Annotated in this window: 18 protein-coding genes and 1 pseudogene; 9 read left to right on the forward strand and 10 right to left on the reverse strand. The window is 68.6% G+C overall.

Annotated elements, in window-relative coordinates; all coding sequences use genetic code 11:
• Positions 1-8 precede the first annotated feature (8 nt).
• Positions 9-1,565 carry a D-xylose ABC transporter ATP-binding protein gene (gene xylG / locus RCF34_RS14945; RefSeq protein WP_308708851.1) on the forward strand — a complete coding sequence of 519 codons (1,557 nt, stop codon included), beginning with the start codon at positions 9-11 and terminating at the stop codon, positions 1,563-1,565.
• A complete protein-coding gene (locus tag RCF34_RS14950) occupies positions 1,565-2,701 on the forward strand; it encodes a sugar ABC transporter permease (protein WP_308708852.1) in 1,137 nt (378 codons plus the stop codon). The genes xylG and RCF34_RS14950 overlap by 1 nt, the downstream gene beginning before the upstream one ends.
• A 145-nt stretch (positions 2,702-2,846) precedes the next feature.
• Here RCF34_RS14950 and RCF34_RS14955 read toward each other — a convergent pair whose 3' ends face one another.
• A complete protein-coding gene (locus RCF34_RS14955) occupies positions 2,847-3,131 on the reverse strand; it encodes a hypothetical protein (protein WP_308708853.1) in 285 nt (94 codons plus the stop codon).
• Between the two features lie 300 nt (positions 3,132-3,431).
• Between RCF34_RS14955 and RCF34_RS14960 the strand changes: the two genes are divergently transcribed.
• The 3 genes from RCF34_RS14960 (at position 3,432) to RCF34_RS14970 (ending at position 7,205) form a co-directional block, all read left to right on the forward strand.
• Positions 3,432-4,751, forward strand: coding sequence for a Na+/H+ antiporter NhaC family protein (locus tag RCF34_RS14960; protein ID WP_308708854.1), 1,320 nt, complete (start codon positions 3,432-3,434; stop codon positions 4,749-4,751).
• Positions 4,752-4,821: 70 nt separating this feature from the next.
• The gene (locus tag RCF34_RS14965; protein WP_308708855.1) at positions 4,822-5,763 is read left to right on the forward strand and encodes a GNAT family N-acetyltransferase; all 942 of its coding nucleotides are present in this window, start codon (positions 4,822-4,824) and stop codon (positions 5,761-5,763) included.
• 128 nt (positions 5,764-5,891) lie between these two features.
• Complete coding sequence (locus RCF34_RS14970) at positions 5,892-7,205, forward strand: PAS domain-containing protein (protein WP_308708856.1); 1,314 nt, start codon at positions 5,892-5,894, stop codon at positions 7,203-7,205.
• A gap of 12 nt (positions 7,206-7,217) precedes the next feature.
• On the opposite strand, the gene RCF34_RS14975 is transcribed toward RCF34_RS14970, so the two are convergent.
• From RCF34_RS14975 to RCF34_RS14995, 5 genes and pseudogenes are all read right to left on the reverse strand, one after another.
• On the reverse strand, positions 7,218-7,442 hold the full coding sequence (locus tag RCF34_RS14975; RefSeq protein ID WP_308708857.1) for a DUF2934 domain-containing protein: 225 nt from the start codon (positions 7,440-7,442) through the stop codon (positions 7,218-7,220).
• A 175-nt stretch (positions 7,443-7,617) separates the two neighbouring features.
• Positions 7,618-8,444 (reverse strand): annotated as a pseudogene (locus RCF34_RS14980) (AraC family ligand binding domain-containing protein).
• A 35-nt stretch (positions 8,445-8,479) separates the two neighbouring features.
• On the reverse strand, positions 8,480-8,791 hold the full coding sequence (locus RCF34_RS14985; RefSeq protein WP_308708858.1) for an AzlD domain-containing protein: 312 nt from the start codon (positions 8,789-8,791) through the stop codon (positions 8,480-8,482).
• Positions 8,788-9,480: an AzlC family ABC transporter permease gene (locus RCF34_RS14990; protein ID WP_308708859.1), complete on the reverse strand. Its 693-nt coding sequence runs from the start codon at positions 9,478-9,480 to the stop codon at positions 8,788-8,790. Before RCF34_RS14990 ends, RCF34_RS14985 begins: the two co-directional genes overlap by 4 nt.
• A gap of 83 nt (positions 9,481-9,563) precedes the next feature.
• Positions 9,564-10,322 carry a ParA family protein gene (locus tag RCF34_RS14995; RefSeq protein ID WP_308708988.1) on the reverse strand — a complete coding sequence of 253 codons (759 nt, stop codon included), beginning with the start codon at positions 10,320-10,322 and terminating at the stop codon, positions 9,564-9,566.
• Positions 10,323-10,553: 231 nt separating this feature from the next.
• Between RCF34_RS14995 and RCF34_RS15000 the strand changes: the two genes are divergently transcribed.
• Entirely contained in the window at positions 10,554-11,348 is a 795-nt protein-coding gene (locus RCF34_RS15000) for an OBAP family protein (RefSeq protein WP_308708861.1), read from the forward strand.
• 9 nt (positions 11,349-11,357) lie between these two features.
• On the opposite strand, the gene RCF34_RS15005 is transcribed toward RCF34_RS15000, so the two are convergent.
• Entirely contained in the window at positions 11,358-12,422 is a 1,065-nt protein-coding gene (locus RCF34_RS15005) for a zinc ribbon domain-containing protein (RefSeq protein WP_308708862.1), read from the reverse strand.
• 54 nt (positions 12,423-12,476) lie between these two features.
• Positions 12,477-13,322, reverse strand: coding sequence for an EamA family transporter (locus RCF34_RS15010; protein WP_308708863.1), 846 nt, complete (start codon positions 13,320-13,322; stop codon positions 12,477-12,479).
• 127 nt (positions 13,323-13,449) lie between these two features.
• Between RCF34_RS15010 and RCF34_RS15015 the strand changes: the two genes are divergently transcribed.
• Together RCF34_RS15015 and RCF34_RS15020 are read left to right on the forward strand one after the other, a co-directional pair.
• On the forward strand, positions 13,450-14,139 hold the full coding sequence (locus RCF34_RS15015) for a YoaK family protein (protein ID WP_308708864.1): 690 nt from the start codon (positions 13,450-13,452) through the stop codon (positions 14,137-14,139).
• Positions 14,136-15,767, forward strand: coding sequence for a hybrid sensor histidine kinase/response regulator (locus RCF34_RS15020; protein WP_308708865.1), 1,632 nt, complete (start codon positions 14,136-14,138; stop codon positions 15,765-15,767). The genes RCF34_RS15015 and RCF34_RS15020 overlap by 4 nt, the downstream gene beginning before the upstream one ends.
• On the opposite strand, the gene RCF34_RS15025 is transcribed toward RCF34_RS15020, so the two are convergent.
• Positions 15,760-16,401 (reverse strand): response regulator transcription factor, encoded by a 642-nt coding sequence (locus tag RCF34_RS15025; protein WP_308708866.1) that lies wholly within the window; start codon positions 16,399-16,401, stop codon positions 15,760-15,762. The genes RCF34_RS15020 and RCF34_RS15025 overlap by 8 nt on opposite strands.
• 118 nt (positions 16,402-16,519) lie before the next feature.
• Positions 16,520-17,923, reverse strand: a complete 1,404-nt coding sequence (locus RCF34_RS15030) for a NorM family multidrug efflux MATE transporter (RefSeq protein WP_308708867.1) — start codon at positions 17,921-17,923, stop codon at positions 16,520-16,522.
• Positions 17,924-18,028: 105 nt separating this feature from the next.
• On the opposite strand from RCF34_RS15030, the gene RCF34_RS15035 reads away from it, so the two are divergent.
• On the forward strand, positions 18,029-18,958 hold the full coding sequence (locus RCF34_RS15035) for a LysR substrate-binding domain-containing protein (RefSeq protein WP_308708868.1): 930 nt from the start codon (positions 18,029-18,031) through the stop codon (positions 18,956-18,958).
• Positions 18,959-18,980: the final 22 nt, after the last annotated feature.

Consider the following 18,980-nt stretch of genomic DNA (forward strand, 5'->3'; position numbering starts at 1 on the left):
GAGCGGCCATGGCCGACTATCTGCTGGAAATGCACGGCATCGCCAAGAGCTTCGGCGGGGTGCGGGCGCTGGATGGCATCGATCTCAAGGTGCGTCCGGGCGAATGCGTAGGGCTGTGCGGCGAGAACGGCGCCGGCAAGTCCACCCTGATGAAGGTCCTCTCGGCGGTCTATCCCCACGGCACCTGGGAAGGCGAGATCCGCTGGAACGGGCGTCCGCTGGAAGCCCAGTCCATCGCCGAATCCGAGGCGGCCGGCATCGTCATCATCCACCAGGAACTGACCCTGGTGCCCGATCTGTCCGTGGCCGAGAACATCTTCATGGGCCACGAACCGCGCCGTTTCGGCGGGCGGCTGGACTACCCGACCATGCTGCAGCGCTCGGCCGAGCTGATGCGCCGGCTCAAGGTGCCGGACATGAACGTGGCCCTGCCGGTGTCCCAGTACGGCGGCGGCCTGCAGCAACTGGTGGAGATCGCCAAGGCGCTGAACAAAAACGCCCGGCTGCTGATCCTCGACGAACCGACCTCGGCGCTCACCACCTCCGAGATCGCCGTGCTGCTGGACATCATCCGCGACCTCAAGGCGCAAGGTGTGGCGTGCGTCTACATCTCGCACAAGCTGGACGAGGTGGCGGCCATCTGCGACACCATCACGGTGATCCGCGACGGCAAGCACATCGCCACCACGCCCATGGCCGAGATGGACATCGATCGCATCATCACCCAGATGGTCGGCCGCGCCATGACCAACCTCTATCCGCAGATCCCGCACCAGATCGGCGAGGTGATCTTCGAGGCGCGCCACTTCACCTGCCTGGACGTCGACAATCCCCAGCGCAAGCGCGTCGACGACGTCTCCTTCGCCGTGCGCGCCGGCGAGATCCTCGGCATCGCCGGGCTGGTGGGCGCTGGGCGCACCGAGCTGGTCTCGGCCATCTTCGGTGCCTACGACGGCCGCTACGAAGGCGAGGTCTGGCTCCATGGCCAGCGCATCGATACCCGCTCCCCGCTGAAATCCATTCGCGCCGGCCTCTGCCTGGTGCCTGAGGATCGCAAGCGCCAGGGCATCATTCCCGACCTGGGCGTGGGCTCGAACATCACCCTCACGGTGCTGGACAGATTCGCCCACCTGAGTCGCATCGACAGCGAGGCGGAGCTGTCCTGCATCGACACCGAGATCGCCCGGCTGCAACTCAAGACCAGCAGCCCCTTCCTGCCCATCACCGGCCTCTCCGGCGGCAACCAGCAGAAGGCGGTGCTCGCCAAGATGCTGCTGGCGCGACCCAGGGTGCTGATCCTCGACGAGCCCACCCGCGGCGTCGACGTCGGCGCCAAGTTCGAGATCTACCGGCTGATCGGCCTGCTCGCGGCGGAGGGCGTGGCCATCGTCATGGTCTCCTCGGAGCTGGCCGAGGTCCTCGGCGTCTCCGACCGGGTGCTGGTGCTCGGCGAAGGCCGGCTGCGCGGCGATTTCCCCAATGAGAATCTGACCCAGGAGCGGGTACTGGCCGCGGCCCTGGGCACCACCGAACGGGCGGTCGCCCAAGCCCGGGAGCACTTCTGATGCACGCCGTGAAACAGCTGTTCACCCGCTACAAGATGCTCGCCCTGCTGATCGCCGTGGCCTTGATCTGGCTGTTCTTCAGCTGGCAGACCGAAGGCGGCTTCGTCACCCCGCGCAACCTCTCCAACCTGCTGCGGCAGATGTCCATCACCGGTATCCTCGCCTGCGGCATGGTGCTGGTGATCATCGCCGGCGAGATCGACCTCTCGGTGGGCTCGCAACTCGGCCTGCTCGGCGGGGTGGCGGCGATACTCGACGTCACCTACCACGTGCCGCTGCCGATCACCCTGCTGGCGGTGGCCGCCGGTGGTTTGCTGATCGGCCTGATCAACGGCTACCTCAGCGCCTATCGGGGGATACCGTCCTTCATCGTCGGCCTCGGCGGCATGCTGGCCTTTCGCGGGGTGCTGCTCGGTCTCACCGGTGGCGTCACCGTCGCCCCGGTGTCGCCGGAGCTGGTCTACCTCGGCCAGGGCTATCTGCCGCCGGTGGTGGGCAGCGCCCTGGGCGTGGTGCTGTTCGCGGTGGCCGTGGTGCTCACCTGGCGCCAGCGCAGCAAGCGCAAGGCCCTTGGCTTGAGCCTGGCGCCACTGTGGCGTGACGTGCTGCGGGTGGCGGTGATCGGCGTGGTGCTGGTGGCCTTCATCCAGACCCTCAACCGCTACGACGGCATCCCGGTGCCGGTGCTGATCCTGCTGGTGCTGCTCGGGGTGTTCAGCTACATCACCAGCCAGACGGTATTCGGCCGGCGCATCTATGCGGTGGGCAGCAACCTGGAAGCCACGCGGCTGTCGGGCATCAACGTCCAGGCGATCAAGCTCGGCATCTTCGGCCTGATGGGCGTGATGTGCGCCCTGGCCGGTCTGGTCAACACCGCCCGCCTGGCCGCCGGCTCGCCGTCGGCCGGTACCATGGGCGAACTGGACGCCATCGCCGCCTGCTTCATCGGCGGCACCTCCATGCGCGGCGGCTCGGGCACCGTCTACGGCGCCCTGCTCGGCGCGCTGGTGATCGCCAGCCTGGACAACGGCATGTCCATGCTCGACGTGGACAGCTACTGGCAGATGATCGTCAAGGGCGGCATCCTGGTCCTGGCCGTCTGGGTCGACGTCAGCACCCGCACCAGCCGGCGCTGAGCGGCATGGCCAGGGGTGGACGAGGCTACGCCGTCATCCACCCTGTGGCAGAGCTGCCCCTTCACTCCGAGTGCCTTCCTCCCCCTGGGAGAGGGCTGGGGTGAGGGAGGCGCAACCTGCGCTCAATCCCCCCAACCCACTCCGCTCAACTCTCGAACCGCTGCACCCGCGGCCCGCGCTGGCGCAGGTCGGCGAGGCTTGCCGGGCTCAGGGTACCGATCGCCCGGTCGAGGTCGCGCTGCAGATCCTTGATCACGGTGGCCAGGGTGGCCGTGCATTCCAGGCTGCACAGGGGAATGGCCTTGGTGACCGTGACCGCGCGGGTGGTGTCGGTGACGGTGAACAGCAGGGTACGATCCGCGCGCCGCGGGACCGCCAGGCAGGAGTGCGGACTGAAGGCGGTAATCAGCATGTCGATGGCGTCTTGCATGGGCAGTTCGTCCTTGGCGTGACCGTGAAAGCGTCCGCGTCAGACGCCTTCAGGCCATGAAAGGTTCATTCCAGAGCGTCTGCCTTAGGGTGGATTCATCCCAGGGCGCACGCCACGGCGGATCGCCCGGCTGCGAGCAACCTGTGCCAGCCGCCCCTGGCGCCGCCTAGGGGCTTTTCCATCCGCCCCCGGCAGCGGCCACTGTGGATAAGCCGCACGCCCCACCATCCATCCCCGGCCTTTGACGCCCGCGCCGGGCTGCGGCAGAGTGCGCGCCCTTTTGGTGGTGCGGAGCTGGCGATGAATGCGGTGGTGGTGGCGGTAGGGCTCATGCTGATGCTGAGTCTGGCCCGGGTGCATGTGGTGGTGGCGATGATCGCCGGGGCGGTGGCCGGTGGTCTGGTCGGCGGCCTGGGACTGGAGGGCACCCTGCTGGCCTTCAACGCCGGCCTGGGCAATGGTGCCAAGGTGGCGCTCTCCTATGCGCTGCTGGGCGCCTTCGCCGTGGCCATCAGCCAGTCGGGTCTGGCGCACATGCTGGCCGATCGCGCCCTGGCGCTGATGGAGCGGCAGGCCAGCCAGGGCGGACGTTCGCTGCGCTGGGCGCTGCTCGGTCTGCTGCTGGCGGTGTCCATCGCCTCGCAGAACATCCTACCCATCCACATCGCCTTCATCCCGCTGCTGGTGCCGCCGCTGCTCTATGTGCTGACGCGCCTGGAGCTGGACCGCCGCCGGCTGTCCTGCGTCATGACCTTCGGCCTGATCGCCCCCTACATGTTCCTGCCGGTGGGCTTCGGCAGTCTCTATCTGCACGACATCCTCCTGGCCAGCGTGGCCCGCGCCGGAGTGGACGTCAGCGGCGTGGACCCCAGTCGCGCCATGCTGCTGCCGGCCCTGGGCATGGTGGTCGGCCTGCTGCTGGCGGTCTTCGTCAGCTATCGCCGGCCGCGGCGGTACGACCTGAGCCTGGTGGCGCGCACCGAGCGGGCCGACCGCCCCTACAACGGCCGCACCCTGCTGGTGGCGCTGGTCGCCGTGATCGCCGCCTTTGGCGTGCAGCTCTGGCTGGACTCCATGATCCTCGGTGCCCTGGTCGGCTTCGTGGTCTTCACCGCCACCGGCGTGGTGCGCTGGCGCGAGGCGGACGACCTGTTCAGCGAGGGCGCGAAGATGATGGCGGTGATCGGCTTCATCATGCTCACCGCCGGCGGCTTCGCCGAGGTGCTCACCGCCACCGGCCAGATCAAGGACCTGGCCGCCACCGCCGCCGGCCTGATCGGTGACAACCGTGCCCTGGGTGCGCTGCTGCTCCTGCTGCTGGGCATGCTGGTGACCCTGGGCATCGGCTCGTCCTTTTCCAGCGTGCCCATCCTCGCCGCCATCCTGGGACCGCTGTGCCTGCACCTGGGCTTTTCGCCGCTGGCCATCGTCTGCCTGATCGGCACCGCCGGTGCCCTCGGCGACTCGGGTTCGCCGGCCTCGGATTCCACCCTCGGCCCCACCTCGGGCCTCAACGTCGACGGCCAGCACAGCCATATCTGGGACACCGTGGTGCCGTCCTTCCTGCACTTCAGCCTGCCGATGCTGCTGTTCGGCTGGGCGGCGGTACTGCTGCTGTAACCGGCGATTGCCGCCCGGGCGCAAAGCCCCGGCCGGGCGGGTCCAAGGCCTACAGCCAAGGAGCCGCCCCATGTCCAGCCCCGCTTTTCGTGTCGAACCCCTTACCGCCGCCGACCTGGCTGCCACCACCGAGGTGGTGCGCCTGGCCTTCGCCACCTGGATGGGCGCCGCCGAGCCGGGCGAATTCTGGAACGACCGCGACTATGTGCGCAGTCGCTTCGCTGCGCCCCACACCGCCTGGTTCAAGGCCCTCGACGGCGAGCGGCTGGTCGGCGCCATCTGCGTCACCCGTTGGGGTCGCCACGGCATCCTCGGGCCACTGGCCGTGCATCCGGATTACTGGGACGCCAAGGTGGCCAAGGCGTTGATGGACGCCGCGGTGGAGCAGCTCGATGCCTGGCAGCTGGTGCATGCCGGACTCTTCACCTTTCCCGACAGTCCGCGTCACCTGGGGCTCTACCAGGGCTTCGACTTCTGGCCACGCACCCTGACCGCGGTGATGGCGCGTCCGGTACAGACGCAACCGGCACCGCCGGCGCTGAGATTTTCCCTGTCGGTCGCGCCCGATCGGCTGCTGGCCGCCTGCGCCGAACTGGGCCGGGCCAATGCCCCGGGGCTGGATGTCTCCGCCGAAATGGCCGCGGTGCGCGAGCAGGGACTCGGCGAGAGTCTGCTGCTGCAGGACGAAGAAGGGCGGGCGGAAGGCTTCGCCGTCTGCCATTTCGGTCCCCGCAGCGAGGCGGGCACCGGGGTCTGCTACGTGAAGTGCGCGGCGGTCCTGCCCGGCGCGGGGGCGGAGGCGCGCTTCGCCCGGCTGATCGCCGCCTGTGACGGCCTGGCCCGGGACCACGGCCAGCAGCGGCTGCTGGCCGGCGTCAACACCGCCCGCCTGGGGGCCTACCGCTGGCTGTTGGCGGAAGGTTTTCGCAGCGAGATCCTGGGCATCACCCTGCACCGGGGCGAGGCTCATTACGATCATCCCGAGGTCTGGCTGCTGGACGACTGGCGCTAGCCGCCCAGGGATCCGTCGGCGGTGAAAAAAGGCTCTGGGATGGGCTAAAGAGCGAAGCGGCGAAGCCGATACAGGGGGTCGGATCGCGTGCAGCCCTTGCCGCGGCTGCTCCCCTTGAGGACTCGATCATGGCCTTGTTCAAGCACTATTCGATCATGCGCGCACTGGACGTTATGGCCGCGGCGACCGAGACCGCCACGCCCCTTGCCGAGAGCGGCAGCTTCCAGGGCAATCCCACCCTGGCACGCCTGGCCAAGGGGCTGCAGGCCTTGCTGGTGCAGCAGAATGAATTGCAGCAGCAGGTCCAGGTACTGAATCAGGACAATGCCGCGCTGACCGCCCGGGTAGCCGAGAGCGAGGCGCTGGCCAAGCGCCTGGGTACCCGCTTCGAAATGGTCAGCCAAGGCTCCAGCGAAGGCCTCTGGGACATGGAAGTGGTGGCGGGCGACCCGGTCAATCCGCGCAACGCCTTCTGGTGGTCGGATCAATTCCGCGCCATGCTCGGCTTTCGCGATGAAAGCGATTTTCCCAGCGAACTGGGCAGCTGGGCCAAGCGCCTGCACCCCGAGGACAGCGCCTGGGTACTGGACGCCTTTGCCGCCCACATGAAGGATCGCAGCGGCCAGACCCCCTTCGACGTCCAGTACCGCATCGCCCTGAAATCCGGCGAATACCGCTGGATGCGCGCCACCGGCGCGACCCAGCGCGACGAGCGCGGCGTACCGCTGCGAGTGGCCGGCTCCCTGCGTGACATCCATGAGCAGCGCCTGCGCGACCAGGAACTGGACGTCACCCTGACCCGGTTCGAGCTGGCCAGGGAGATGCTCAACGACGGCCTCTGGGACATGGAGGTGATCGCCGGCGATCCGCTCAATCCCAAGAATCCCTTCTGGTGGTCGCCGCAATTCCGGCGCCTGCTCGGCTACGAGACCCTCCAGGAATTCCCCGATGTGCTCGACAGCTGGGCCTCGCGCCTCTATCCGGAAGATCGCGACCGGGTACTCGAAGCCTTCGGTTCGCACATCAACGACCGCAGCGGCCGTACCGGTTTCGACATCACCTATCGCCTGGTGCTGAAGAACAACGAGGTACGCTGGTTCCGCGCCCGCGGCCAGACCAGGCGCACCGCCGATGGCACCCCGCTGCGGGTGGTGGGCGCCCTGGCCGACGTCCATGCCCTGCATGAGCAGGAATCCTTGCGCGGGACCCAGGAAAACCAGCACCGCACCATGGAAGAGAACCTGCAGAAGGTGACCGAGATCGTCGGCTCCATCCAGGGTATCGCCGCCCAGACCAACCTGCTGGCGCTCAACGCCGCCATCGAGGCCGCACGGGCCGGTGAAGCGGGCCGTGGCTTCGCTGTGGTGGCGGACGAGGTACGCAAGCTGGCGACCCGCACCTCGGAGGCCACCCAGCGGGCGGCCGACATGATCCGCAAGTAAGCGGGGCTGGACTCAGGCGTCGCTGGCGGTCGCCTTCTTGCGCGACCGGCTGCGCGGCTTGGGTGCCGGCGGGGCGACGCTGCTCTGGATGCCGCCGACCTGGGTCAGGTTGTCGTCGGGCTGGTCTTCCAGTTCGCGGTTGGCCTGAAACCAGTGCTCGAAATCCTGGCCATCGGGACGGCCTTCGCGTTCCCAGATTTCATAGGCGCGCTGGCGGATGCGTTCTTCGAGAGTCATACCGGTCACCTCCAAAGGGACGGGGGAGAGCGGCCGGCCGGTCCGGCGCTCATCCTGACTAGGCCCGGAACCGCAGCCAAAAGTTTCTCCCGGGGCCCCGCATTCCAGGCGCAATTCCCGCTCGCACGGCTCTGGGAAGCCGCTTCAGCGGCCCAGACCGTTCGTCGGTGCTCGGCTAGGCTTGCCAGGCGCGGCGATAGGCACCGGGTGCCACGCCATAGGCCTGCTTGAATTGGCGAGTGAGATGGCTCTGGTCCGCGAAGCCCAGCTGCAGGGCCACCTCCAACGGCGCCCAGCCAGCCCGCAGCAGCCCCTGGGCGCGGTCAGGCGTTGTTGCTTGAGCCAGGCATGGGGCGGCAGGCCGGTCGCGCGGCGGAACACCCGCAGGAAATGAAAGGGCGACAGCCCCACCGCCTGGGCCAGCTCTTCGAGGCTGGGCGGTTGCTGCAACCGCTGACCGAGCAGTTCCCGCGCGCGTTGCACGGCCAGGGGTTCGCGACCCGGCTCCGGGATGGCCCCCAGGCGGGCGTGGTGGCAGAACAGCAGTAATAGTGCCTCACGCCAGGCGGTCTGCTGTTCCAGAGCCTCGGCGCCATGGTCGGCCAACCGATGCAGGTGGCCGAAAGCCGCGCTCACCTGGGGATCGTGCAGCACGCTGGTGGCGAAGGCCGGGGTGGCGTCCAGCGGGCGTCCCAGTTCGGCGAAGACCGGTGCCAGCTGCGCCAGCGTCGGATAGAAGCCGCGGTATTGCCAACCTTCTTCCACCGCCGTAGCGCCGGTGTGCAACTCGTCCGGGTTGATCAGCACCAGGCTGCCCACCGTCGCGAAGTGCTCGACGCCGCGATGGTTGAAACGTTCGACACCGCACTCGATCAAGGCGAACACATAACCGTCGTGGGCATGGGGGACAAAGCGTCGGCGTCGATAATGGGCGTGTAACAACTCGACGCCCCCCAGCCTAGGGGCGGACCAGAGCCGGCCCCGTTCTTCTTGTTCCTTCATGATGCCCTCGGGATGACTCGGCTCACCTTAGCGCGCTACAGCAGCCAGCGCAGCAGATAGAACACGCCCATGCTGAGCACCACCGTGGTCAGCACCCGCCGCGTCCAGAGCATCAGCCCCACCGCAGCCAGGCCCGCCAGTAGATAGGGATCGACCAGGGTCGCGGCCAGGGAGGCGTCGCCCGAGAACAGGATGGGCCCGCAGATGGCGGTGAGCATTCCCGGCACGGCGAATTCCAGGAAGGTGCGCAGGTGGCGCCCCAGGCGCAGCGGCAGCCGTGGCTCGAGGAAGACATAGCGGTTGAAGAAGACCAGGGCGGCCATGCCGAGCAGGGTGGCGAGGATCATGAGCAACGCTCCCGCAGTCGACGCACCAGGAAGCCCACGCACATCCCCGCCAGGCCGCCCAGCACCAGGGCGCCCTGCCAGTGCAGGTGATGCAGCCAGACCGACACCAGCAGGGCGGTGAGCACGCAGGCCACGGTGGCCAGGTCGCGCACCAGGGGCACCACCAGGGCGATGAAGGTGGCGGCGATGGAGAAGTCCAGGCCCAGGGTGGCCAGGTTGGGCAGCACCCGCCCCAGCAGCAGGCCGGCCAGGGTGAAGAGGTTCCACAGCAGATAGAAGCTCAGGCCCATGCCCAGGGCGCGCCAGCGGTCGAAGCCCGCCGGTTGTTCGGCATGGTTCAGGGCGAAGAATTCGTCGGTGAGCAGGAAGCCGAAGCCCAGCCGCCAGGGTAGTGGCTGCGGCGCCAGCACGCGTCTCATGTGCAGGCCATAGAGCAGGTGCTGGGAGGTCAGCAACAGGGTGGTCAGCAGGATGGTCGCCAGGCCCGCGCCGGCCTTGAGCAGGCCCAGGGCCACCAGTTGCGCCGCCCCGGCGAACACCAGCAGGGAAAAGGCCTGGCCTTCCAGCACGCTGAGGCCGGTCTCGATGGCCAGGGCGCCGACCAGGATGCCCCAGGGCGCGCAGGCCAGCGACAGCGGCATGATCTGCCAGGCGCCCTGGAGGAAGGCGCGGCGGCGGGAAGCGGTCATCGGCAGGGCTCCGGAGGGCAGGGGATACCCAGGGTGCCGCACCGCGTCGCCGCCGTCTTGAACGTTCTTGCGCTGGTGCGCCCTCAACCTTCCAGCAGGGCGAACAGCTCCAGGTACTGCCGGGTCAGCTTGTGGCCTGGGTCGAGGTGGATCAGCGGGCGATGCTGCTGGTGGGATTCGCGCATCTTCACCGAAGACATCAGCGGCGCCGCCAGTACCGGCAGGTCGCGCGCCTGGAGTTCCTCGATCAGCTGGCGTGGGGTACTGGCCTGGGCGTGGTACTGGTTGATGACGATGCCCTCGACCGCGAGCTTCTCGTTGTAGTCCTCGCGGATCTCCTCCAGCTCCTCGATCAGGTCGTAGAGCGCCTGCTGGGCGAAGACATCGCAGTCGAAGGGGATCAGGCAGCGATCGGCGGCGATCAGCGCCGAGATGCTGTAGAAGTTCAGCGCCGGCGGGGTGTCCAGGTAGATGCGGTCGTAGTCCTCGCCGAGCTTGTCGAGGTACTTGGCGAGCTTCTGGATCTTGTACTTGGCTTCGAGCTTGAACTGCAGCTCGCTCAGCTCGCCGGAGGCGGCGATCAGATCCAGATTCGGCCAGGCGGTGGCGTGGATGTTGGCCTGGGCCTTCTTGCCGCCACTGAGGGTCTGCTTGAAGAAGTCGGCGATACCGTGGGGCAGGTCGTCGCCCACCTGGCCGGTGAGGTACTGGCTGGAGTTGGCCTGGGGATCGAGGTCCACCAGCAGGGTGCGATAGCCCTCGTGGGCGCTGATGGCCGCCAGGTTGCAGGCGATGCTGGACTTGCCGACACCGCCCTTCTTGTTGAAGACCACGCGGCGCAGGGCATGACCGGAGGGAGAGCTGTGTGCGTTCATTGAGTCGTCCCGACAGTGAGAGGAGCACTGAGGTGCAAAGGTGTGGCTGTGGCGTTTCGCTTATACCGAAAGGCCAGGCGCGGACGATGACGAATTTATGGCCGTTGCATGACATTCATATGACGAGCCTAGCGCAGCGGTGGAACCTTGGCGCCTGCCCGGCCTTCGAACTCGGCAAGCTCCCGTCGAGAATCCGCCATGAATGCCCGCCGACTCCTTGCCTTGCTGCTGCTCGCCTGCGCTCCCCTGACCCAGGCCGCCAACGACACCCAGTCGCCGGTACCGGTGCCGGGTGCTCCCGCCCAGACCGATACCCGGGTGCTCGAAGCCGGCGCCGATGTGCTGCAGCGCAAGCCGCCCATCGCCGCCCTCAACACCTATCTGGACGGCTTCCACTTCTACAACGGCCACCCCAATAGCCAGATGGAGGCGCATCACTATTGCAGTGTCCTGGGCGAAGAGATGTTCCAGTGCGTGATCTACGACGGCAATGTCGCCGATGCCAAGCTGATGGGCGTCGAGTACATCATCAGCGAGCGGCTGTTCAAGACCCTGCCCGAGGCCGAGAGGGCGCTCTGGCACAGCCATGTGCACGAGGTGAAGTCGGGCCAGCTGGTCGCGCCCGGCGTGCCCCAGGTGGCCGAGCACCGGCTGATGGACAAGCTGGTGCACACCTACGGCAAGACCTGGCACACCTGGCATACCGATCAGGACCTGGAGCTGCCCCTGGGCGTCCCCCAGCTGATGATGGGCTTCACCGCCGATGGCCAGCTGGATCCCAAGCTGCTCGCCGAGCGTGACCGCCGCCTGGGCGTCTCGTCCACCGAGACCAAGGCCGCCCGCGCCGATCTGCCGACCCCCGCGGTCGCCTCCGGCGCCGACGCCTGGCAGCAGGGCCAGGTCATCCAGCTGCAGGACCCCACCGGCCAGTTGCACAAGCACGCCGGCGAGCACACCGAAAAGGGCGTCAATACCAGTTCGAACAAGCCTTGAGACGCACTGTCAGGACATGCCGGTCAGGCGTTGTTCAGACCCACGCGCCGCCGTCCCACAGGCGTGGCAGAAGTGCGCGAAGGCGCTCTTGCGTGTCTGGCAGGCGCCACAGTGGTCGTGCAGGCCGATGCCGCAGTGGGGGCAGAAGTCGATCCCCACATCCTTGAGATCCACCGGCCGCTCGCAACCCGGGCAGACGCCCTTGGCCAGCCGCGCCAGGGCGGTGTCGTAGTGCAGCTCTTCGCGCCGCACCGTATCGGGCTGGGCCTCCTTCAGCGCCAGGCGCGCACGGTAATCCTGCAGGGCGCGGATGGCGTAGCGACCGCCCAGCACGGTCAGCAGGATACCTACCAGATAGCGGACATAGCCGCCATAACTGGGTAGATAGGGCACCAGCTCGACGAAGAAGGCGAACAGCGCGAAGAAGATGAAGCCCCAAACGAAGGGCCACCAGGTGCTCTTGCGCTTCTTCGCGAACAGCCAGGCAGCGATGGCCAGCAAGGGTAGCGTCAGCGCCAGGCGATAGAGGAAAACTCGTAATTCGGCCTGCTGCTGGGCAGCGAACCAGGCCTGCTGGGCCGCGTCGCTCAGGTCGGCCAGGCTACGCGCGGCGGCGGCCGAGCGCTGTTCGGCGGCGAGCAAGGCCTGCTGCTGGCGTTCGACCTCCTGCCCGGCGGCGCGCTCGCCGGCCTTGAGCGCGTCCAGGGCGCGGCTGCGGGCGATCAGTTCGCCATCCTGCTCGGGGCGCTGGGTGGTCTGGCGGGTGGCCAGCCAGTTGTCGAAGGTCTCGCGATTGGCCTGGTAGCTGCGCGCCGCGGCCGCTTGCTGCAGCTGGGCCTGGTCGAGGGCGTCCTGGGCGTCGCGCCTGGCCCGATTGGCCTGGCGCTGGACGTCACGCGCCGCAGCGGTGGCGGCCGGGTCCATGAAGTCTTCCAGGCTCTGCTGGCGCTCGACCTGGGGCAGATCGCCGACCAGGGTGCCGCCCAGGCCGATGAGGAAGCCGGCGAACACCAGCGCCAGCAGCCAGAGGCCGCGGTTGAACCATTTTTCCGAGAGTCGCAGCGATTTGCCCATGGGTCCGTCCTGGTCGAAAGAAGGCTCAGCTTAGCTGCTCCCCCGCCGCTCCGCTCAGGCCAGCTTGATCGCCACCACCCCGGCGACGATGGCCAGGCCGGCGCAGATGCGGCCCAGCGGCAGGCTTTCGTGCAGCCAGAAGACCCCGATCAGCAGGGCGAACAGCACGCTGGTCTCGCGCAGCGCCGAGACCAGTCCGAGGGGCGCCTGGGTGGTGGCGACGATCACCAGGCTGTAGGCCAGCATCGACATGACCCCGCCCGCCAGCCCGGCGCGCCAGTGCGGACCGAGCCCGGCGAAGGCCGAGGCACCGCGACTCAGCCGCAGGACCAGCGCCGCCACCACGCCGTTGACCGCGAACAGCCAGAGGGCATAGGCCACGGCATTGCCACTGGCGCGGGCGCCGAGGGCATCGGCCAGGGTGTAGGCGGCGATGAAGCTGCCGGTGGTGAAGGCGCAGACCAGCAGCGCCAGGCTGGGGGGCGTGCCGCGTCGGGCCCCGAGCAGCGCCATCAGGGCGAGACCGGTCACCAGCAGGCCGAGGCCGAGCAGGGCGGGTGGCGAGAGCCTTTCGCCGAGGGCGAGAAAGGCCACCAGACTGACCAGCAGGGGCGCGCTGCCGCGGGAGAGGGGATAGACCTGGCCGAGATCGCCATAGCGGTAGGCGCGGGCGAGAAAGGCGTTGTAGCCGATGTGCAGCAGGGCGGAGAGGGCGATCCAGGGCCAGGCCGCGGCGGGTGGCAGGGCGACGAAGGGCAGCGCCAGCAGGGCGGCAAGGCCGGCGCCGATCTGGATCAGGCTGGCGGTGAGAAAGCGATCGAGGCCGATCTTGAGCAGGGCGTTCCAGCCGGCGTGCAACAGGGCGGCGAGCAATACCAGAGCGAACAGGGGCGTGGTCACGAGGCCTCCGGCCAGGCGGGTCCACCAGTCTAGCCCAGGGCGCCTTCCGGGAGGCCGCCCATGGCGCCCGAACCCTGGACGCTCCACACTGGCAGCCGTGTTTAGCTGCCGCGCCAGGATGGCTGCCATGAATCCCTCCGCTTCCCTTCCGCCCCTCGCCCCGCCCGCGATGCCGCGCCACGGCGCGGTCGGCCTGGCGCTGGTCGCCGGTCTGTCGCTGCTGGCCGGCATGACCGATGCCATCGGCTTTCTCGCCACCGGCGACTTCGTCTCCTTCATGAGCGGTAATACCACCCGTATGGCTGCCGATGTGGCGGCAGGCCGCTGGGCCGCCGCGGGGCACCTGGCGCTGGCCATAGGCACCTTCGTGCTGGGTAACGCCGGCGGCGTGCTGCTGCAGCGGCTGACCCGCCAGCGGGCCTGCCTGCTGCTCGGCCTGCTGGCCCTGCTGCTGGTCGTGGCGGCCAGCCTGCCCGCGGGGCGCCTGGCCCTGCTGACGGGCGTGTTCGCCATGGGCATGGTCAATGCGGTGGTGGAGCAGGTCTATGGCCTGCCCATCGGCCTTACCTACGTCACCGGCGCCCTGTCGCGCTTCGGACGCGGTCTGGGTCACTGGCTGCTGGGCGAACGCCGCCACGGCTGGCGCATCCAGCTGGTGCCCTGGCTGGGCATGCTGCTCGGTGGGGTGTTGGGCGCTGCGCTGGAAGCGGGACTGGGCCTGGCGGCCTGGTATGCCGGCGCGGCCCTGGCCGCGACCCTGGCGGTGGTCTTTCGCCTGATCCCACGGGCCTGGCAACTGGGTTATCTGGCGTCATGAGCGCCGCGACCCAGACCCTGGGCGTCAGCCCCCGCGATCCCGAACTCGGCCAGGCCAAGGTCCGTCTGGCCTTCATCCTGCCGGCCTCGGCCTACATCATCGGCGCCTGGGCCTGGGGGCTGTTCGGTACCGCCATCCTGCTGGCCAACCTGCTGTGCTACGCCCTGTTCGCCGTGGTGGCCGTCGGCCTGTTCTTCGAGGTCCGGCGGCGGCCAGGGTTGAAGCCCTGGAGAAGGCTGCTGGCCATGAGCCTGGACTTCAGTGCCATCACCTTTTCCTCCATCGCCAGCGGCGAGGCCCTGCTGCCGCTGTTCGGCGTGCTGCTCTGGGTCACGGTGGGCAACGGCCTGCGCTATGGGCGTGGCTACCTGCTGCTGGCCACCGGACTGTCGCTGACCGCCCTGGCCGCCATCATCGCCGGGATGCCCTTCCTGCAGCGCTATCCCACGGTGGCCCTGATGATGCTGGTGACCGCGCTGCTGGTGCCCGGCTACGTGTATTTCCTGCTGACCCGCATCCAGGATTCGCTGCGCGAGACCCAGGCGGCCAACCTGGCCAAGGCGCGCTTCCTGGCCCAGGCCAGCCATGACCTGCGCCAGCCGATCCATTCCATCGGCCTGTTCACCGCCTGCCTGCGTGATGGCCAACTGAGCGCCGATCAGAGCCGGCTGGTCGACAGCATCGACCGCTCGCTGCTCGGCGTCGAGCAACTGTTCCGCTCGCTGCTGGACATCTACACCCTCGATCAGAAGCAGGTCAGTCCGCGGCGCACGGTGGTCGATCTGGATACCCTGTTCGGCGACCTGGTGCGGCAGAACGCCGAGGCGGCGCGCTGGGCCGGGGTGGATATCCGCTGGCGTGCCTGTGGGTTGCAGGTCTACAGCGATCCGGCGCTGCTGCTCACCTCGCTGCAGAATCTGCTGTCCAACGCCCTCAAGTACGCACCTGGCAAGCCCCTGCTGCTGGCAATGCGCCGCGGCCAGGGGCGACTCACTCTGGTGGTCTACGACCAGGGCCCCGGCATCGCCGCCGAGCACCTGCCGCACCTGTGCGAGGAGTTCTACCGGGTGCGGGAGACGCGCGATCGCGACATCGAGGGCGTCGGCCTGGGGCTGTCCATCGTGCAGCGCATCGCGACCCTGCTCGAGCTGCGGCTGACCGTCCGCTCCCGGCCCGGGCGGGGCACGGCGGTCAGCCTTCAGGGCCTGCCGCTCGCCGCGGTACCGCTGGAGGCACGACCAAGACCGGTGAGCGGCCCCCAGCACCTGCTCGCCGGCTGGCGGATCCTGCTCATCGAAGACGACGCCAATGTGCTGCTGGCCACCGCGACGCTGCTGCGCGGTTGGGGCTGCAAGGTCACCACCGCCACCAGCATCCCCTCCGGCGCCGTGAGCTGCGACCTGGTGATCAGCGATTTCGATCTGGATCGCAGTGCCTCGGGCGCCGACTGCATCGCCTATCTCAATCGGCTGCAGGGCCGGCGCATCCCGGCCATCGTGGTGACCGGGCATGACATTCCCCAGGTGCAGCAGGCGCTAGGCGACGCCGAGATCCCGGTGCTGGCCAAGCCGGTGCGACCGGCGGAATTGCGTGCCCTGCTGCTGGCCTTTCGCGTCGCGGCTAGCTGAGCGAGCGCTGGGCGCCGAGGCCGGCCTTGGCGCCGAAGGCGGCCGCCGCCGCGCGGCTGCCGACGCCCAGGGTGCGCAGCAGTGCGGAGACATGAATACGCACGGTAAAGGGCGAGATGGCCAGGCTCCGGGCGATCTCCTTGTTGCTCAGGCCCTGAGTGATCAGGCCGAGCACCTCCAGCTGCCGCGGCGTCAGCGCCTGCACCCGGTTATCGGGCGCCAGGTTGACCGGGGCCAGGCTCGGCGTGGCATAGCGCACCACCGGTTGCCCGGCGAGGCAGTCGGCGATCGCCTCGGCGATGGCCGCCGGTGGCAGCGCCTTGCCGATGAAGCCATCCACGCCCGCCGCCACGATATGCTCGATCACCGTGGCGTCTTCCAGCATCGACACCACGATCAGGGTGCTGCGCTTGAATTCCTGGCGCAGGGCGCGCAGCGAAAAACTCAGGTCCTGGCCGGGATAGAGCAGGTCCAGCAGCAGGCCGCTGGGCGGCTTGCCCTGGCGCGCCAGTTCCAGAACCTGTTGCAGGCTGTCGGCCTGCTCCACCTGTGCCTGCGGCTGCAGCTGGCGCAGGATGCGCACCAGGCCTTCACGAAACAGCGGATGGTCGTCGGCGACGATGAAACGTTGCATCTCTGGCTATCCTGGGGCCACAGGCTCCGGCCGCAACTCCGGGATGGCCCAAAGCCTTTAGTCTAGCGCAGCGGTCGAAAGTGGACCACTTGGTAAAACGTTTGGACCGCCGCCGCGCTCAACCGTTTTGCGCCATGCCGCGCGGCGCGGCCAGCGGCTCCGGAGGAGCCTCCCCAGAGCCCGCGCCCAACTGCCGCCGCATCAGCCACTCGAAGGCACCGGTCAGCAGCACGGCCGCGCAAGCCAGGCCCAGCGCCAGTCCCCACCAGACCCCCTGCGGCCCGAAGCCGCCGTGCACGCCCAGCAGCCAGGCACTGCTGGCGCCGACCAGGCAGTAGCAGAGCAGACCGCCATAGAAGCCCAGGCGCGCCTGGCGGATGCCACGCAGGGCGCCCTGGGCGATGCTCTGGGTGCCGTCGAAGATGACGAACAGGGCAGCGATCAGCACCAGCTGCCGCGCCAGTTCGCTGACCGGACTATGGCCATCCGGCAGGAACAGTCCGACCAGTCGCTCGGGAAAGCTCCAGAACAGCAGGGCGATGCCCAGCATCACCAGAGCGCCGCCGCCGATGGCCAGCCGGCCCACCAACAGGGCCTCCCGCGGCCGGCCCGCGCCCTGGTGCTGGCCGATGCGGATGCTGGTGGCATAGGAGAGTCCGGCCGGCAGCATGAACACCAGGTACACCAGCTGGTTGGCGATCTGGTTGGCCGCCAGCGCCGTGGCGCCCAGGGCGCCCATGCACAGCGCCGCCGAGAGGAACAGGCAGGCTTCCACCGCATAGGTGCCGCTGATCGCCAGGCCCTGGCCCAGGGTATCGGCGAGGGCACGACGATCCGGGCGGCGCAGATAGCGGCGCAGGGGGTAGGCGGCATAGGCCGGATGCCGGGTTATATACAGCGCCAGCCCCAGGGCCGCGCCGTTCATCACCACCGCGGTCACCGCGCCGATGCCTGGCAGCCCGGGTTGCGGCAGGCCGCCCCAGCCATGCAGCAGGGCCAGGTTGAGCAGGGCATTGAGCACCGCCGCCCCCAGCACGATGGTCAGCACGGGTCCGGGTCGCTCCAGGGCGCTGGTGAAACCCCGCAGGGTCATGAACAGCAGGTGGCCAGGCAGGGCGAAGGCCAGGCAGCGCAGGAAGACGCCGGCCGCCTGACGACTCTCTTCCGGCTGGCCGGCCAGGGCCAGCAGCGGTTCGATGTGCCACAGCAGGGTGCCGGCCAGCAGCGCCAGCACCCCGGCGATCCAGATCCCGGCCGCGGTGACCGCCGCCACCCCTTCGGTATCCCCCGCACCCCGGCGCAGCGCCGCCAGATTGGCCACCGCGGTGATCACGCCCACGCAGATCACCGAGACGAAGGAATAGACCGCCGCCCCCAGGCCACCACCGGCCAGGGCTGCCGGGCCCAGGCGCCCCATCATCAGGGTGTCGGTGAAGACCATGGCCACATAGGCCAGCTGCGCACCGATCAGGGGCAGGGCGAGACGCAACAGCGCGAGCAATTCGTGACGCGGCAGAGACATGGGACGATCTCGCTGAGCAGGGCTGACTTTGACAAGAACTCATTGTTGGATGCCGTCGCGCCTTCCACAATCGGAAAATAGCCATGCCATCCATGAGTCAGAGTCATGCCCGAAGTCCCCTCGCGGCTGCCGCCGCTGTACGCCCTGCGCGCCTTCGAAGCCGCCGCGCGCCATGGCTCCTTCACCCGCGCGGCTCGGGAGTTGTCGCTGACGCAGAGTGCGGTCAGTCGTCATGTGCGGACGCTGGAAGAGACCTTTGGTTGCCGCCTGTTCGAGCGTGCCGGGCGTCAGCTGGCGCTGACCGAGCCCGGCAAGCTGCTCTTGCCGGGCCTGAGCGAGGGCTTCGAGGCCCTGGCGCGGGCCTGTGGCAATCTCGCCGTGGCCGAGGGCACCCTGAGACTCAAGGCACCCACCACCCTGTCGCTACGCTGGTTGCTGGCGCGTCTGGCACGCTTTCGCCAGCTCAGTCCGCAGCTGGACATCCAGCTCACCAGCGTCTGGATGGCCAGCGACCGCGTCGACTTCGTCCATGAACCCTTCGATTGCGCCGTGTTGCTCGGCGACGGACGCTTCCCGGCGGACTGGGAAGTGGTGCCGCTGTTCGAGGAATGGCTGGTGCCGGTCTGCTCGCCGGCCGCCGCCCGGGAGGGCGTCTGGGACCTGGCGCGGCTGCAGGGGGAAGAGCTGCTGCATCCCACTTTCGACCGCCGTGACTGGCGCCGCTGGCTGCAGGCCATGGGCCTGACCCAGGCGGTGCCCCTGAGCGGTGGCCAGGTGTTCGACACCCTTGAACTGGGCATGGCCGCCGCCGCCCGTGGCTACGGGGTTTCCATCGGCGATCTGGTGATGCTGGCCGAAGACGTGGCGGCCGGGCTCATCGCCTTGCCCTGGCCCGAGGCGGTAGCCAGCGGCGATGCCTATTACCTGGTCTGGCCACGCAATCGCCGGGGGCAGGCGCACTTTCGCCAGCTGGGTGACTTCCTGCAGCGGGAGGTGGCGTCCCAGAGTCTTCCAGCGGTCATTCGCCACAAATAGGGCGCCAGACATCCGTCATTCG

It is taken from the genome of Pseudomonas sp. 102515, assembly GCF_031085165.1.
Classification (GTDB): Bacteria; Pseudomonadota; Gammaproteobacteria; order Pseudomonadales; family Pseudomonadaceae; genus Chryseomonas.